The organism is Calothrix sp. FACHB-168, assembly GCF_963889195.1.
GTDB classification, from domain to species: Bacteria; Cyanobacteriota; Cyanobacteriia; order Cyanobacteriales; family Nostocaceae; genus Aulosira; species Aulosira anomala_A.
On the sequence record NZ_CAWPNJ010000019.1, the window covers coordinates 295,328 to 313,058 of the forward strand.

The window sequence follows — 17,731 nt, forward strand, 5'->3', positions numbered from 1 at the left end:
AATTAATATTAGGAAATATCCTTAAATGACGAAACCAAATATCAAACAATTAAGTTCTATTTCTCGTAAGTCTGTAAATATATCTTCAGGAGAATTAATTCAGACATCATATTTACAGCCAGAATTCTCGCTTCCTCTAGTTGTTCAACCAAATTTTGATAATTTAAATCTGGCTATTTGGACTCAAAATAATCGCTCTTGGATTGAAAACAAAATATTAGAGCATGGGGGTATTCTATTTCGAGATTTTCATGTCAAGGATGTGGCTGAGTTTCAGCAATTTATCCAAGCTCTTTCTGGGAAGTTGCTGGAATATTCTTACCGTTCTACACCACGTAATCATGTTAGTGGTAATATCTATACTTCTACAGAGTATCCGGCTAATCATTTCATTCCTCTACATAATGAAATGTCTTACTCCCGTACTTGGCCTTTAAAAATTGCGTTTTTTTGCATTAAGAAAGCGGAGCAAGGGGGAGAAACGCCTATTGTTGATAGCCGCAGAGTTTTTGCGCGGATCAATCCCAAAATTAAGGAAAAATTTTTGCAAAAAGGGGTAATGTATGTGCGAAATTATGGTGTAGGATTAGATTTATCATGGCAAGATGTTTTTAATACTAACAATAAGCTGGATGTAGAAACATATTGTCATCAAGCTGGAATTGAATTAGAGTGGAGAGATACTGAAACTTCTGGTTTTAGCTTAAGAACTCGTCAAGTTTGTCAAGCTGTTGCCCAGCATCCCCAAACATCAGAAATAGTTTGGTTTAATCAAGCGCATTTATTTCATATATCTAGTTTAGATTCTATTGTTCGCGCTCAGTTGTTGAGTGATTTTTCAACAGAAGATTTACCTCGTAATGCTTATTATGGTGATGGTTCTGTTATTGAAGATTCTATATTAGACGAAATTAGAGAAATTTATTGGCAAGAAGCAATTATTTTTCCTTGGCAAGAGGGAGATGTGTTGTTATTAGATAATATGTTATCTGCTCATGGGAGGATGCCGTTTCAAGGTTCACGTAAGGTTGTGGTTGGGATGGCGGAGGAGTATAAGGTTTCTGATGGTTAGGTTGGGGTGAGTGGGAAAGGAAGATTTTTAAACGCAAAGGTGCGCGGAGGGAAGCGCGGAGGTGCGCAGAGTTTTTGATTATTGATTGTGATAAAAGGGGTGTTGTTAATATGCGAGTGGAACCAGTTGAGGGATTTAGATTATCTCCCCAGCAAAAGCGGATTTGGTTGTTAGCGAAGAGTGAGGATGTATCACTATTTAGGGTTCAAGGTGCGGTTTCGATCGCTGGTAATCTCAATATTGATGTTTTGAAATCTGCTTGGCAAAATGTTGTTGAGGGGTACGAAATTTTGCGTACTACTTTTTATTGTCTACCAGAAATGGAAATACCATTACAGGCGATCGCAGATAATTATGAAGTTGGGATTACTGAATTATATCTTGGCGATTTGTCGGAAATAGAGCAGGAAATTCGCCTAAATGAAATATTTAATGAGCTAAAAAGTTTACCTTTTGATGGGGAAAATAAACCACCTCTGCAAGTGGTTGTTATCAGGTTATCTGCAAATAAACATATTTTAGTTTTAAGTTTATCTGCTTTGATTGCAGATGGTTGCACTCTTAGATATTTGTTTAATCAGATTATTATTGCTTATAGGGCTTGCTTGTATGGTCAAAATCTGGATGATGAGCCGCTACAATATGCTGATATTGCAGAATGGCAAAATCAACTTTTAGAGTCGGATGATTCAGATTTAGGTAAAGAATATTGGCGCAAGCAAGATATTACCGCGATTGATGATTTTAGTTTTTGGTTTGAAAATAAACAAATTGCGCAGGGTGGCTTTAAACCGCAATGTATATCTTTAAATATTGATAATTATCTAGTTGAAAAAATAGAGTTAATATCTTCAAAATATCAGGTAAATATTGCTGATGTTTTACTGGCTTGTTGGTTGATATTGCTGGGTAAAGTTACTAGAAAATCAGATTTATGTGTGGGGATTGTTGGGGATGGTAGGAAATATGCGGAATTAGACCAAGCATTGGGATTATTATCAAAATATTTACCCATCGCCTGTCATCTCCCAGGGGAAATAAAATTTAGCGAAATATTACAACAGATACATAAAGCGGTAGGTAATGCTAGGGAATGGCAAGAATATTTTACTTGGGAAGATAGTTTAAAATCGGCTAATTTTTGTCCAGTTGCTTTTGAGTTTGCAGAATTAAAGGAAAATGATTCTGTTGCGGATCTATCGTTTTCTTGGGTTAAGTATTACTCTTGTATTGATAAATTTAAAATTAAGTTAACTTGTTGTCAGCAAGGGAATGCTTTAATTAGTGAGTTTCATTTTGATGAACAACTATATAATATCGAGGATATCAAAACATTATCGGAACAGTTTGAGATATTATTACAAGATGCGATCGCACATCCCGAAACCCCTATCAGTCGGTTAAATATTCTCAGCGATCGCGAGTTACAACAACTACTTGTAGAATTTAATCATACGAGGGTAAATCAGCCTCTAGATAGATGTATTCATCAGCTTTTTGAGGAACAAGTCAAACGCACGCCCGATGACATCGCCCTTGTCTTTGAGGCGCAGCAATTAACCTATACACAGTTAAATACCCGCGCCAATCAACTAGCCCATTATCTCCGTACTCTGGGGGTAGGGGCAGAAACTTTGGTAGGGCTTTATGTTGAACGTTCCCTAGACATGATAATTGGATTGCTGGGAATATTGAAAGCTGGCGGTGGATATATACCTTTAGATCCAAACTATCCACATCAGCGTTTAGCGCAGATGTTAGCAGATGCGCAAGTGCAAGTTTTGGTAACTCAACAGCAGTTACTTAAACAACTTCCCCAGCATCCACCAAAGGTATTATGTTTAGATGCAGACTCTGCAATCATCGCTCAACAAAGTTACGAAAATCTTCAAACTGAAGTTAAGCCAGAGAATTTAGTTTATGTTTTGTTTACCTCTGGCTCTACAGGTAAGCCAAAAGGTGTGGCAATTGAACATCGTCAACTGTGCAACTATCTTCAGGGAATTGGCACAAAAATCGATTTTTCTGACTGTCGTAGCTTTGCTCATGTTGCTACCTTTGCAGCTGACTTGGGTAATACCATGATTTTTCCGGCTTTGTGTGGTGGTGGATGTCTGCATATAATTTCCCAAGAACGGGCTAGTAATCCCGAAGCACTAGGAGAGTATTTTCATCGCCACAACATTGACTGTCTGAAGATAGTTCCGGCTCATCTTGCAGCTTTACTCACAACTGCTCAATCTCAAGAAATATTACCTCGAAAACGCTTAATTTTAGGTGGTGAAGCTTGTAGTTGGCAGTTAATTGCGCAAATTCAGCAATTAGCCCCAGATTGTCAGATTTTTAACCACTACGGCCCTACAGAAACCACCGTCGGCGTATTGACTTATCCTATCGAGCAAATTCGGGCTGATTGTGCGACTGTACCAGTTGGGAAAGCGATCGCCAATACACAAATTTACCTGCTAGACTCTTATCTGCAACCAGTACCCATTGGCGTACCGGGAGAAATTTATATTGGTGGGGATAGTTTAGCAAGGGGTTACTTAAATCTCAGCGAACTGACAAGGGAAAAATTTATTCCCCATCCATTTAATAATTCACCATCTGATCGTTTATATAAAACAGGGGATTTAGCTCGTTATTTACCAGATGGAAATCTAGAATTTTTAGGACGAGTTGACGATCAGGTAAAAATTCGCGGTTTTCGTATTGAACTAGAAGAAATCTTAGTTACATTACAACAACATCCGGCGGTGCAACAGGCGATTGTTTGCAGTCGCGAAGATATACCGGGTGACAAGCGTTTAGTAGCTTATATTGTCTTTGAGCCAAAATCCTCAATTCCCCAATCATCAGATTTACGTGCTTTCTTGAAGGAAAAACTACCAGAATACATGGTTCCTTCAGCTTTTGTAAAGTTGAAGAGTTTACCATTAACAACTAACGGCAAAATAGATCGCGAAAAACTACCAGCACCAGAGCAAATTGCATCAGAATTAGTTGCTAACTTTGTGGCTCCTCGTAACCAAACAGAAAATGCGATCGCGCAAATTTGGCGAGAAATTCTCGGCGTTGAACGAGTGGGAATTTATGACGGTTTCTTTGAATTGGGAGGACATTCTCTACTAGCTACACAAATCATTTCCCGCATCCGTCAAACTTTGCAAGTAGAGTTATCTTTGCGTCAGTTTTTTGATGCTCCGACTGTCGCAGATTTAGCGGTAATGGTAGCCCAAAATTTAGCGCAACAAACAGATGCGGCGATGCTAGCTGAGATTTTAGCAGAGTTAGAGGAAAAAGCAGATTTATGAGCGACTTAAACCAACGTATTGCCCAATTATCTCCCGAAAAACGCGAGTTGCTGCTGCAACGGCTCAATCAGAAACAAGCGATCGTTGCACCTTCCCAAATCCCACGCCAAAGTCGGGATTCTAACCATTTTCCTTTATCATTTGCCCAACAAAGACTTTGGTTTCTCTCCCAACTAGAACCAAACAATCCTTTTTATAATCAACCCACAGCTTTACGTCTAACTGGTCAACTCAACATTGCCATATTAAAACAGAGCCTCAAGGAAATCATGAGGCGACACGAAACATTACGCACAACTTTTACCATCGTCAACGATAAACCAGTCCAAGTCATCAATTCAGCTGTTGATTTGACATTACCGCTAGTCGATTTACAAAACCTGACTCCAAACCTCCAAGAACAGGAAGTACAAAAACTAGCCGCACAAGAAGCACAGCAACCTTTTAATTTAGAGCAAGGGCCATTACTGCGAGTTACAATACTCAAGCTGAATGCAATAGAACATGTAGTATTATTTACAACTCACCATATTGTTTCTGATGGTTGGTCAGTAGGAATTTTAGTGGAAGAAGTTGCAAAAATATACACAGCTTTAGCTAATAACCAGCCCGCACCTCTACCAGAACTGCCCATTCAATATGCAGACTTTGCAGTTTGGCAGCGCCAGTACTTAACAGCAGAGGTAATAAAAAGCCAGATATCTTACTGGCGAAATCACTTAGGCACTACCCCACCATTACTAGATTTACCCCACGATTATCCTCGTCCAGCAATTCTCAGCTATCAAGGTAATACCAAATTCTTCTTACTGTCAGAGTCTCTCACCAAAGCTCTGAAGGCGCTCTCACAGCAAGAAGGAGTTACCTTATTTATGACTTTGCTGACAGCCTTTAAAATTTTACTACATCGCTACAGTCAGCAAGATGACATTGTTGTGGGAACTGCGATCGCTAATCGTCATCGGGCTGAAATAGAACCATTAATTGGCTTTTTTGTCAATACCTTAGTGTTGCGGACTAACTTAGCTGGTAATCCTAGTTTTCGTCAGTTGTTGAAGCAAGTTCGGGAAGTCACATTAGGAGCTTACGCGCACCAAGATTTACCTTTTGAGCAGTTAGTAGAAGAACTCCAACCAGAGCGTCATCTCAATCGCAACCCTCTATTTGATGTGATGTTTGACTTCCACAATGAGCCTGTACAAGAGTTAAAACTGCCAGAATTGACTTTCAGTTTGCTGTCAGAACAGAGACAGACAGCAATTTTTGATTTGGCTCTCACAATGGCAGAGACAGAACAGGGTTTAGCTGGAACAATAGAGTACAGCACTGATTTGTTTAATGCCAGTACAATTGAGCGGATGTTGGGACATTTTCAGGTGCTATTAGCCGCAATAGTTGCCGAACCTGAGCAAAGATTGGCGGATTTGCCACTATTAACAGCATTTGAGCAACATCAATTACTACGAGAGTGGAACCAGACAGCAGTTGACTATCCCACCGATAAATGTATCCAAGAACTATTTCAGCAGCAGGTAGAATGCACTCCAGAAGCAGTAGCAGTTGTCTATAAAAATCAGCAATTAACCTATAGGGAACTCAATACCAAAGCCAATCAACTAGCACATTACTTACATTCCTTAGGAGTACATCAAAATGTCCTAGTTGGTATTTGTATCGAGCGCTCTATTGAGATGATTGTGGCATTATTAGGAGTTCTCAAAGCCGGTGGTGCATATGTACCTTTAGATCCTGCTTATCCTCAAGAACGCTTGAGCTTCATGTTGCATGATTCACAAGTTACGGTGTTGCTAACTCAACAAAAGCTATTGTCAAGCTTACCAATTAAAAATTGCTCTCTAGTTTGTTTAGATACAGACTGGCAGATAATCTCGCAACAGAGTCAGGTAAATCTGGTGACTCATAGCACCCCAGATGATTTAGCCTATGTAATTTATACATCAGGCTCTACAGGTAAGTCTAAAGGAGTAGCGATCGCGCATCACAGTTTGGTAAATAAATTTTATGCTTGGGCAAAAGCCTATCAGCTTGATTGTCTAACTAGTCATTTGCAAATGGCAAGTTTTGCCTTTGATGTCTTTTCTGGGGATTTAATTCGCGCTCTTTGTAGTGGTGCTAAGTTAGTCTTGTGTCCCCGTGAATGGCTGTTAGAAGCCGAAAAGTTATATCAACTCATGCTCGCAGAAAAAGTTGATAGTGCCGAGTTTGTTCCTGTTGTGTTGAAGAACTTAGTTCAATATCTAGAAAGAACTGAGCAAAATCTTCACTTCATGCGCTTACTAGTAGTTGGTTCAGATACTTTATATGTTAAAGAATACCAAGAATTTCAACATATTTGTGGCGAAGAAACACGCTTGATTAATTCTTATGGAGTGACAGAAGCAACTATTGATAGTACATATTTTGAATCAACAGAAATCAAGTTATCTGATAATAAATTAGTTCCCATTGGTCGTCCATTAGCGAATACAGAAATTTATATATTAGACTCACACCTCCAACTAGTTCCTATTGGTATTCCCGGAGAAATTTACATCGGTGGCGAAGGATTAGCTCAAGGTTATTTACATCGCCCAGATTTAACAACAGAGAAATTTATCCTTTGGAACGGAGAAAAACGATTATATAAAACAGGTGACAAAGCCAAATATTTAGCAGATGGTAATATTGAATTTTTAGGCAGACTGGATTATCAAATCAAGCTTCGAGGCTTCCGCATTGAACTAAGAGAAATTGAAGCAGTTATTAATCAACACCCTGGTATCTTAGCTAGTGTAGTTGTGCTGAGAGAAGCTGAAGCAGGTAATAAAACATTAGTAGCATATATCACTATCGATGCTCCCAATCAACTGTCTAGTAGTGAACTGCGTCGCTTTTTAGAGTCAAAGCTGCCTAACTATATGCTACCCAATGCTTTTGTCATTTTGGAGGCACTACCATTAACACCAAATGGTAAATTAGATCGTCAAGCTTTACCACTACCCGACGCGACACATTTAATCCAACAATCAAATTTTGTTCCTGCTTCTACACCTGTACAACAGATGTTAGTTGAAATTTGGAAACAGGTATTAGGAATTGAGAAATTAGGCATTCACGATCACTTCTTTGAATTAGGTGGACATTCCTTACTAGCTACTCAACTAATTTCCCGAATTCGTCAGATTTTGCATTTAGAATTACCATTGCGCTGTTTGTTTGAAGCTCCTACTATTGCTAAACTAGCTGCCATAATTCAAACAATGGTGATGCAGGGGCAAAACTGGCAAAATTACCCCATTCTCCCCTGTTCGCGCCAAGTAAAATTACCCTTGTCTTTTGCTCAAAATAGACTGTGGTTTATCGATCAATTGCAGCCTGGTAATTCTGCTTACAATATCTTCAATGGCTTTCGCCTTCAAGGTTCGCTAAATATTACAGCACTTGAACAAAGCATTAACGAAATTATCAGACGACACGAAATTTTACGCACCCAGTTTATTACTGTAGATGGACAACCAGTGCAGGCTATTATCCCTGAATTACAATTAACTTTACCAGTAATCGACCTACAAACCCTTTCAACAGCAGCTCAAGCAGCAGCAGTACAACAGCTAATTACCCAAGCGGCGCAACAGCCTTTTGATTTAACTCAAGCGCCTTTATTGCGGCTGTCTCTCGTAAAATTGAACCCTACAGAACATATAGTACTGTTCGCAATGCATCATATTATCTCTGATGCTTGGTCGATGGGGATATTGATTAGAGAATTAACAGTTATTTATCAAGCTTACTTAAATGGAGAAGCTTCTCCCTTAGCAGAATTATCTATTCAGTATGCAGACTTTGCAGTTTGGCAAAGAGAGTGGTTGCAAGGAGAAATGCTAAAAACTCAACTTAGCTACTGGAAGCAGCAACTTGCTGGTTCTTTACCAGTACTCAACTTACCTTACTCCCAAACTAAAGCCAACACCAACCGTAGTGGTATCCACACCTTCAAACTATCACCAGAACTGTCTATAGCACTGGAAAAACTCAGCCGTGAAGCCGATGTCACCCTATTTATGACAATGGTAGCTGGTTTACAAACAATGCTATACCGCTATACCGGACAAGATGACATTGTTATCGGTACTGATGTCGCCAACCGCAACCGAGCCGAAACAGAAGGAATAATTGGTTTTTTTGTCAACCTGCTAGTGTTACGCACTAACCTTGGTGGTTACCCCAGTTTTCGAGAACTTTTGCAGCGAGTCAGAGAGGTAACTTTAGGAGCGTACAATCACCAAGACTTACCTTTTGAAAAGTTGGTAGAGGAACTACAACCAGAACGAAGTTTAAGCCATACACCATTATTTCAGGTGTTATTGGTGATGGATAACGTGCCTATAGGTAACTTAGAACTTCCGGGTTTAACATTACTTCCCTTAGAAACCAACAATCAAAAAGCTAAATTTGATTTAGCTTTGTTTGTATCAGAAATAGAGCAAGAAATTGAAGCTAGTTGGTGTTATAACGCAGACCTTTTTGATACACAGACAATCGTGCGTATGGCAGAACATTTTCAAGAACTTCTGCATAATATTGCCACTAATCCAGATGCTCGAATCAATACTTTAGATATGCTTACTAAAGCTGAGAAACAACAAAAAAATATGGGAGAAATCAACCAAGAAGCCAGTAAATTTAAAAAATTTATGGGCATTAAACCAAAATCCATTAAATTACCAGCAGGAGAGTTAATTAAAATCGATTATCTCCAAGCAGAACAAACAATTCCTTTGGTAATTAAACCAAATATTAACGAGTTTGATATTATTGATTGGGCTAAAAATAATCGAGAATTTCTCAGCAGTAAGCTACAACATCACGGCGCAATTCTTTTCCGTGATTGTCAGATTGATTCTGTAGCGAGATTTGAACAATTAGCGCAAGCTATTTGTCCAGAATTATTTGGTGAATACGGCGACTTACCACGGGAAGAAATAGGTAGTAAAGTTTATGGTTCTACACCTTATCCAGCAGATCAAGCAATTCTCTTTCATAACGAAAGTTCTCACATGCACTGCTGGCCGTTGAAAATCTGGTTTTTCTGTTTGCAACCAGCACAACAAGGAGGAGAAACACCAATTGTAGACTGTCGCCAACTTTATCAACTGCTTGATTCTCAAATTAGAGAAACTTTAGAGAAAAAGCAATTAATGTATGTTCGGAATTATATTGAAGGATTAGATGTAAGTTGGCAAGACTTTTTTCACACTAACGATACAACAGTAGTAGAAAATTATTGTCACCAAGCTGGGATTGAGTTTGAATGGCTAGCAAATAATAATTTACGCACTCGCCAAATTAGACCAGCAATAGTTCATCATCCCCACACTAAAGAAAAAGTATTTTTTAATCAAATTCAGTTACATCACATCTCATGTTTAGAACCCACGGTTAGAGAATCTTTATTATCGATGTTTGGCGAAGAAAATCTGCCACGTAATGTTTATTACGGTGATGGTTCTGCGATTGAAGCTGAAGTGATGACAGAAATTAATCAAGTTTATCAACAAGCTACCATCAGCTTTCCTTGGCAGCAAGGAGATGTATTGATGTTGGACAATATGTTAACTGCTCATGGTCGCTTTCCTTATGTGGGGCCACGAAAAATTGTGGTAGCGATGGGAGAAATGATGAAAAACTCCGTTTTTGGGCATGGGGCATAGGGCATGGGGAAGAAATCATCAATGCCCTACGCGCACCCTACACAACCAGAAGGGGATGGAGTTTCCCACCGCTTTCAATGAATTCTGGAAATTTTTAATTAGGAGTGAATTATGAAAAGTGAAGTATTAGAAGGTTTTCAACTTTCTCCCCAACAAAAGCGTCTGTGGTTATTACAACAAGATAGCCAGATTTATGTGTCTCAAGTTGCTATTTTGTTAACAGGAATAGTTGATATAGAAGTTTTGCAAGCGGCTACGCACAAAGTTGTTAATCGGCATGAAATTTTACGGACAGGTTTTCACCGCCGACCAGGAATTAAGTTTCCTCTTCAGGTAATTAATGCATCAAGCAATATATCATGGTGCTGTATTAATTTGCGGAATTTTAAGGAGCAGGAAGAAAGACTAAAGATAGCTGAATTACTTCAAGAAGAAAGATGCTTAGTTTCTCAATCGGAAACAGCAGATTTGGTAAGGTTTTCGTTATTGTCTATAGCTGATAATCAATATATTTTAATTATCAGTTTGCCATCTTTGTATGCAGATGGTTGGACAATGCAGAATCTGGTGAAAGAAATTAGCCTTAGTTATACTCTTTGCTTACAGGGTCAATATTTTACAGATGAGCCTGTACAATATTTGCAATTTTCAGAATGGCAAAATGAGCTTTTAACAGAAGAAGATGCCAAAATTGGTAAAAACTATTGGCAGGAAAAAGAAGTTAAAAATATAGAATATCCAAAACTTTATTTTGAATTAAGTCATAATCGTCAGCTAGATTTCCAACCTGATATTTACTCTTTTACATTAACTAGAGATTTAACTAGAAAAATAGCTGATTTTGTAGCAGCAAATAATACAAAATATCGGAATTTTTTCTTGACTTGTTGGTATATATTACTTAAGCGCTTAAGCAAACAAGCAGAAATTGTTATCCATAATCTATATAATGGCAGAAAGTACGAAGAACTACATGAAACTCTAGGATTATTAGCTAAATTTTTACCTTTAAGTTGTCCGCTTACTCCAGAATTTAAATTTACAGAAGTTTTAGCATATATTAGCGAACAACATCGTCAAGGGGAACAGTATCAGGAATATTTTTTAGAAGCAGATATTAGAAGTAGTCAGCAGGAATGGCTAAGTCTACCGATTTGTTTTGAATTTGAAGAAACACCAGAAACATATCATGCTGATGGTGTAGAGTTCTCTATTTACCAAAAATTTGTTTGCTGGGAAAGATTTAAACTTAAACTCAATTGCATTCAACAGCAAGATTCTCTAATTACAGAATTTGCTTACAACTCTCATCTATTTACAGCCGAAACTATTCAACGTTTAGCTAGACAATTTCAAACTTTAGTTACAAGTGTTGTTACTAACCCAAATGTGTCTGTAGGACAGTTGGAAATTATTGATAGTGAAGAACGTCATCAATTATTAGTAGAATTTAATCACACTCAGACTAACTATCCTCAAGATAAATGCTTTCATCAGCTATTTGAGGAACAAGTCAATCAAACTCCTCATCAGATTGCGGTTGTCTTTGGAGAACAACAATTAACTTATGCAGAGTTAAATTTACGCGCCAATCGCCTAGCATCTTACTTAAAAGGGTTAGGAGTCAAGCCAGATGTATTGGTAGGTTTATATATAGAGCGTTCTCTCGATACTATAGTTGCAATCCTGGGTATCCTCAAAGCTGGAGGTGCTTACCTACCCCTAGATCCTGCACTACCAACAGCAGCTTTAGCTTATCGCTTACAAGATGCTGGTGTATCTGTACTTTTAACACAGCGATCGCTAATTAGTAAAATTCCCGCCGACAATACACAAATAATTTGTCTGGATACAGACTGGGAACTAATTAACCAAAGCAATCCAGAAGATTTAACAACAACAGCCAAGCCAGAAAATTTGGTATATGCTATCTATACTTCTGGTTCTACAGGTAAACCCAAAGCTGTTTTAGTCGAACATCGCCAACTTGTTAACTATATTTACGCAATCATCGACAGATTAAACTTAGCGAAAAATGCTAGCTTTGCAACAGTTTCCACCTTCGCCGCAGATTTAGGTAATACCGTCATCTTTCCCTCATTATGTACTGGTGGATGTCTGCATATTATTCCCCAAGAAACAGCCGCAGATCCGCAAGCACTTGCCGATTATTTTCAGCAGTATCCCATAGACTATCTGAAAATAGTTCCCTCTCATCTGACTGCACTTTTGGCTGTAGCTCCAACTGCGTTAATTATACCGCGAAAAAGTTTAATTTTAGGTGGTGAAGCTAGCAATTGGCAATTAATAAATCAAATTCAAAAATTATCACCTAAATGTCAGATTTTTAATCATTATGGCCCTACAGAAACAACCGTAGGAGCATTAACTTACTCAATTCCTCAACAAACACAACAACTATCATCTACTGTTCCTTTAGGAAAACCTTTAGCTAATACTCTAGTTTATGTTCTAGACGAAAAATTACAACTTGTACCTATAGGCGTACCAGGTGAATTGTATATCGGGGGTGCGGGATTAGCTAGAGGTTATTTAAATCAACCAGAACTCACAAACGCCAGATTTATTCAAAATCCATTTGTGTCTAATTCTCAAGCAATTTTATATAAAACAGGTGACAAAGTACGCTATTTAAATGATGGGAATTTAGAATTTCTCGGAAGAAGCGATCGCCAAGTAAAAATCAGAGGTTTCCGCATTGAATTAGAGGAAATAGAAACCATAATTAAACAACATTCAGGCGTGCAAGAAGTAGTAGTGACAACTACAGAAGACACAAATAGTAACAAACGTTTAATAGCATATATAGTTACTACGCCTCAGTTCCGCTCAATTCATCAAAATTATCAAGCGATCGCCACTGTTCTGCGCAACTTTTGTGTAGATAAATTACCAGAATACGCCATACCCTCTAGTTTTATATTACTCAAAGCATTACCATTAACAGCTAACGGTAAAATTGACTATCAAGCACTACCAAATCCTGAACAAACTCGTCCCGAACTAGAACAGCTTTATGTAGCACCGCGTACAGATTTAGAAAGACAATTAGCGGAAATTTGGGCAGAAATTCTCGGTTTAGAACAAGTAGGAATTCACGATAATTTCTTTGAATTGGGCGGACATTCTTTACTCATCACTCAACTCTTGGCAAAGCTCCGCAAAATATTTAGCGTAGAATTACCATTAAAAGTTTTATTTGATGCACCTACTGTTGCTGATTTAGCTGCGCAAATAAACAACACACAAATAGCTACTTTAGATATTAATCTTGATTCTGAAGTTGTTTTAGATGCAGCAATTATTCCTGCGACTCAATATATCCACCAATCCACCCCACCCACAGCGATTTTATTAACAGGTGCAACAGGTTTCTTGGGAGCTTTTTTACTTTACGAACTCCTACAGAAAACCACAGCCGATATCTATTGTTTAATTCGGGCGAATACAACTAAAAGCGCTACAGAAAAACTGCAAAATCATTTAAAATCTTATTTATTATGGGATGAAAGCTGCCATCAACGCATTATTCCCTTAATAGGAGATTTATCTCAATCACTGTTAGGACTGACAGCCGATAAATTTGCAGAAATCGCCGCCAAAATTGATGTCATTTATCATAATGGTGCATTTGTTAATTTCACTTATCCTTATTCTCAACTCAAAGCCGCCAATGTATTAGGAACTCAAGAAATATTAAGATTAGCCTCACAAATTAAAGTCAAGCCAGTACATTTTATTTCTACCATTGGTGTTGTTAATGCGGCTGATTCCAATTTAAAACTAATTCGAGAAGATACCCCTATCAATCACGGTAAAAATGTTAGTAGTGGCTATACACAAAGTAAATGGGTAGCAGAAAAATTAGTGCAAATTGCAGGCGATCGCGGAATTCCTATATCTATATATCGACCTGGAAGAATTTCCGGAAATAGTCAAACAGGTGTTTGCAATATCGACGATCATACCTTCAGAATGATTCGGGGTTGTATCCAACTCGGTAGCGTCCCCAATGATGACACAATGGTTAACTTAACCCCTGTAGATTACGCCAGTCAAGCCATAATTTATTTATCACAACAACCAACCTCATTAGGCAAAGTTTTTCACATCATCAACCCTCAACCTTTAGCTTGGGAAGAAGTAGTAAATTCAATCATCTCTTTTGGCTATCCACTTCAAGCAATTGACTACCCAGAATGGCGTTCCAAACTATTAGAAGAAATTGAGCGATCGCCTAATAATCCCTTATCTCCCCTAGTTGCAACACTTACTCATAAAGAATCTCAAAACACCAATACAGAAGATTCCCCAATCCAGCAAATTGACATGCAAAATACCCTAACTGCATTAGCAGAAACGACAATTACTTGTCCACCACTAAATCAACAACTCTTAAATACCTACCTTTATTACCTAATTCATAATAGTTTCTTAGAAAATCCCCCCAACCATAGCTAACAATAAAACTCTGCGAAACTTTGCGCTAACCTCTGCGTTCCTTTGCGTTGAAAAATAACTCTCAATTCATAATAATTTCTCAGAAAATCTCTCATCTACGAAACTTTGCGCTAACCTCCGCCTTCCTTTGCGTTTAAAACCCAAAACCTATGCTTTCATCAACTCATTATTCCGCTTACAATTCCTTTGCGCGCATCATCAATGAAACTTGGGGCCCAGAAGTTAGTGAATCACTACTCCCCGATATAAAAAAATTACTACTCAACCATCTCCCCCAAACATCCCAAATTCTTGACTTGTGCTGTGGAGCAGGACATTTAGCACAGAAACTAGACCAAAAAGGATATCAAGTCACTGGAATTGATGGCTCTGAAAAACTTATAGAATATGCCAAAAATAACGCCCCCAATGCTCAGTTTATCCTTAATGATGTGCGCGATTTTCAATTATCATCAAGCTTTCATGGAGTGATTTCAACAGATTATGCACTTAATCATATTATCAACATCGAAGAATTAACCAAAGTATTTAAAAACGTATATACAGCACTCCTCCCCGATGGCATATTCATGTTCGACTTAAGCTTAGATCGGCGTTATCAATCTGATTGGAATAATTCCATGCTTGGCGATATTCAAGATGACTATGCTTGGGCATTAAGGCGGAGCTATAACGCAGAAGAAAAAATTGGTACAATCGATATTACTATATTTGAATTAATTAACCAAAATTGGCAACGTCATGATATTACTTGGTTAGTGAAAGGCTATTTGCAAACACAAATAATATCTGCACTCAAAAATGTAGGATTCTCCCAAATAGAATGCTACAACAAAGAAGATATTCTCGCAAAAACAGAAGATGCTATTGTAGCCTATTTTGTCTGCACTAAATAAAAGTAATCGTTAATCAACTCAAATATATGTTTATCGCCCAAGACAATTACCCAACAGATACCCAAAAACTCAGTGAAATATTATCTACTGTAAATTTAACCATAAGTCAGCGAGAATATTTAGAAAATTTTATTATCCGCTATAACCAGAAAACCAAAACATCAAAACAACTAGCCCAAGCTAATCGCCCATTTTTAGCAGATAATAAAACTTTTGTTGATTTCCAATTCCTACTCAAAGAAATTTATTACCCTATTGTGACTCAAAATTCTTCTGGTTGCAAAATATGGGATGTGGATGGAAATGAATATATAGATTTAGTCATGGGATATGGCGTGAATCTGTTCGGACATAATCCACCTTTTATTAAAGAAGCATTAGCCGCACAACTAGAAAAAGGTATACAACTAGGTTCCCAATCAGAAATTATTGGTGAAGTTGCTCAACTAATTTGCGAACTCACAAACATGGAGCGAGTCGCTTTTAGTAATACAGGTACAGAAGCCATCATGACAGCAATTCGGATGGCAAGAACAGTTACCGGACGTAATAAAATTGTTATATTTTCTCACTCTTATCATGGACATTTTGATGGTACGCTAGGGAAAGGAAAAATTATAGATAAAAATTTACAAACTGTACCAATTGCATCAGGAATACCAGGGAATTTTGTTGCAGATATTTTAGTTTTAAAATATGGTGAACCAGAATCACTTGACGCGATCGCCAATTACGCGCCAGAATTAGCTGCTGTGTTAGTTGAGCCAGTTCAACGAGAAAATTTAGATCTACAACCCCAAGCCTTTCTGCAACAACTGAGAAAAATCACCCAAAAATCGGGAATAGCATTAATTTTCGATGAAATGGTGACAGGTTTTCGCATTCATCCAGGTGGCGCGCAAGCTTGGTTTGGCATTGAAGCAGATATTGCCGCCTATGGTAAAATAGTAGGTGGTGGAATTGCGATCGGCATCATTGCAGGCAAAGCTAATTTTATGGATGCGATCGATGGTGGAATGTGGAATTACGGAGATTTATCATCGCCTCACCAAAACACTACTTTTTTTGCTGGAACTTACTGCAAACATCCTCTAGCTTTAGCTGCTGCTAAAGCAGTTTTGGAATATTTAAAAACTCAAGATTCTACTCTACAAACTGAATTGAATTTACGCACAACTAAATTTGTTAAAACCCTGAATGATTACTTTAATCGAGAAGGTTTACCTATTCAACTGACAAATTTCGGTTCAATTTTTGGCCCGGTTTACTCAGGAGATAATAGCGAAGAAGATGCGATAAACTCGGAAATTTTCTTAGCTTATGATTTACTTTATTATCATCTGCTTGAGCGGGGAGTTATGTTGAGAGGAAATGGAGGATTTTTATCTACAGCCCATACAGATGAAGATATTGATTACATTATTCAGGATGTTAAAAATAGTATATTAAAACTCCGAGAATGTAAATTTTTTAGTCTCTGAGGTATGTTTCAATAACCCTCGCGTTATATTAGGTAGTAGGTTGAAAGGCGCAAAAATAAGTATGATTTGGCGTTGCTGATTGATGGGATAATTTTTATCTCACGCAAAGGCGAGGCAGCGCGTTGCGGGGGTTCCCCCCGTTGTAGCGACTGCCGTTGCAAAGGCGCAAAGAATCGACTTTCAGCTTTATCCAAAAATCTGAATTCATCCTGCAAATATGCAACGCCTATGATTTTTGCGTAAGCTCAGGTTTACCTCTTTGTATCGTATAATTAGGTGTTAGGGTAGTTTGAAAGGAGTGCTGCGATCGCACGATGTAACGCAGCCGTTTAATAGCAATTAAGCTTTTGCTTGAGTTGAACCAGTAAAGCAAAGGCGCTTTATTATTTTGTTGATGAGATTGTAAACGAATCCCTTTCAAGCAAGATAAATTTTTGACTCCCGATCAAGGTACTTAGTACTTTGTAATTACAGAGCTTTATACTTGCTGTACTATCTTCAACTTGGATCTACAATATCTAAATTTTCCAGTCTCATTTTGGACAATAATTCTTTAAAACTGGTTTCAACTCTGGACAATAATTCTTTAAAACTGGATTGATGGCTGAAAGGTAGGAGAATACGTAACTTATGTCCCCTAACTATGTAAAATTGGACAATAATTCTTTAAAACTGACAATAATTATTTAATGGACAAATGGAGAATAGGAGACTCGAACCCCTGACCTCTGCGGTGCGATCGCAGCACTCTACCAACTGAGCTAATTCCCCTTAT

6 protein-coding genes and 1 tRNA gene are annotated in these 17,731 nt (G+C 38.0%); 6 read left to right on the forward strand and 1 reads right to left on the reverse strand.

Going from position 1 to position 17,731, the window contains the following annotated elements; all coding sequences use genetic code 11:
• Positions 1-25: 25 nt before the first annotated feature.
• The 6 genes from AACW45_RS12420 to AACW45_RS12445 all read left to right on the forward strand — a co-directional run bounded on the left by AACW45_RS12420 (position 26) and on the right by AACW45_RS12445 (position 16,956).
• Entirely contained in the window at positions 26-1,072 is a 1,047-nt protein-coding gene (locus AACW45_RS12420) for a TauD/TfdA family dioxygenase (protein WP_190628155.1), read from the forward strand.
• Between the two features lie 110 nt (positions 1,073-1,182).
• Positions 1,183-4,386, forward strand: coding sequence for a non-ribosomal peptide synthetase (locus AACW45_RS12425; RefSeq protein ID WP_190628157.1), 3,204 nt, complete (start codon positions 1,183-1,185; stop codon positions 4,384-4,386).
• Positions 4,383-10,097 (forward strand): non-ribosomal peptide synthetase, encoded by a 5,715-nt coding sequence (locus AACW45_RS12430; RefSeq protein WP_190628159.1) that lies wholly within the window; start codon positions 4,383-4,385, stop codon positions 10,095-10,097. The genes AACW45_RS12425 and AACW45_RS12430 overlap by 4 nt, the downstream gene beginning before the upstream one ends.
• A gap of 111 nt (positions 10,098-10,208) precedes the next feature.
• A complete protein-coding gene (locus AACW45_RS12435; protein ID WP_190628161.1) occupies positions 10,209-14,579 on the forward strand; it encodes a non-ribosomal peptide synthetase family protein in 4,371 nt (1,456 codons plus the stop codon).
• A 149-nt stretch (positions 14,580-14,728) separates the two neighbouring features.
• Positions 14,729-15,475, forward strand: coding sequence for a class I SAM-dependent methyltransferase (locus AACW45_RS12440; RefSeq protein WP_190628163.1), 747 nt, complete (start codon positions 14,729-14,731; stop codon positions 15,473-15,475).
• A 26-nt stretch (positions 15,476-15,501) separates the two neighbouring features.
• Positions 15,502-16,956: an aminotransferase class III-fold pyridoxal phosphate-dependent enzyme gene (locus tag AACW45_RS12445; protein WP_190628165.1), complete on the forward strand. Its 1,455-nt coding sequence runs from the start codon at positions 15,502-15,504 to the stop codon at positions 16,954-16,956.
• Between the two features lie 698 nt (positions 16,957-17,654).
• Here the strand turns inward: AACW45_RS12445 and AACW45_RS12450 are convergent.
• Positions 17,655-17,727: transfer RNA gene (locus AACW45_RS12450), tRNA-Ala, on the reverse strand.
• Positions 17,728-17,731 lie beyond the last annotated feature (4 nt).

Excerpts from the sequence above, each read along its gene's own strand:
- AACW45_RS12440 (WP_190628163.1), top strand. The coding sequence starts at position 14,729 with ATGCTTTCATCAACTCATTATTCCGCTTACAATTCCTTTGCGCGCATC.
- AACW45_RS12425 (WP_190628157.1), top strand. The coding sequence starts at position 1,183 with ATGCGAGTGGAACCAGTTGAGGGATTTAGATTATCTCCCCAGCAAAAG.
- AACW45_RS12445 (WP_190628165.1), top strand. The coding sequence starts at position 15,502 with ATGTTTATCGCCCAAGACAATTACCCAACAGATACCCAAAAACTCAGT.
- AACW45_RS12420 (WP_190628155.1), top strand. The coding sequence starts at position 26 with ATGACGAAACCAAATATCAAACAATTAAGTTCTATTTCTCGTAAGTCT.
- AACW45_RS12430 (WP_190628159.1), top strand. The coding sequence starts at position 4,383 with ATGAGCGACTTAAACCAACGTATTGCCCAATTATCTCCCGAAAAACGC.
- AACW45_RS12435 (WP_190628161.1), top strand. The coding sequence starts at position 10,209 with ATGAAAAGTGAAGTATTAGAAGGTTTTCAACTTTCTCCCCAACAAAAG.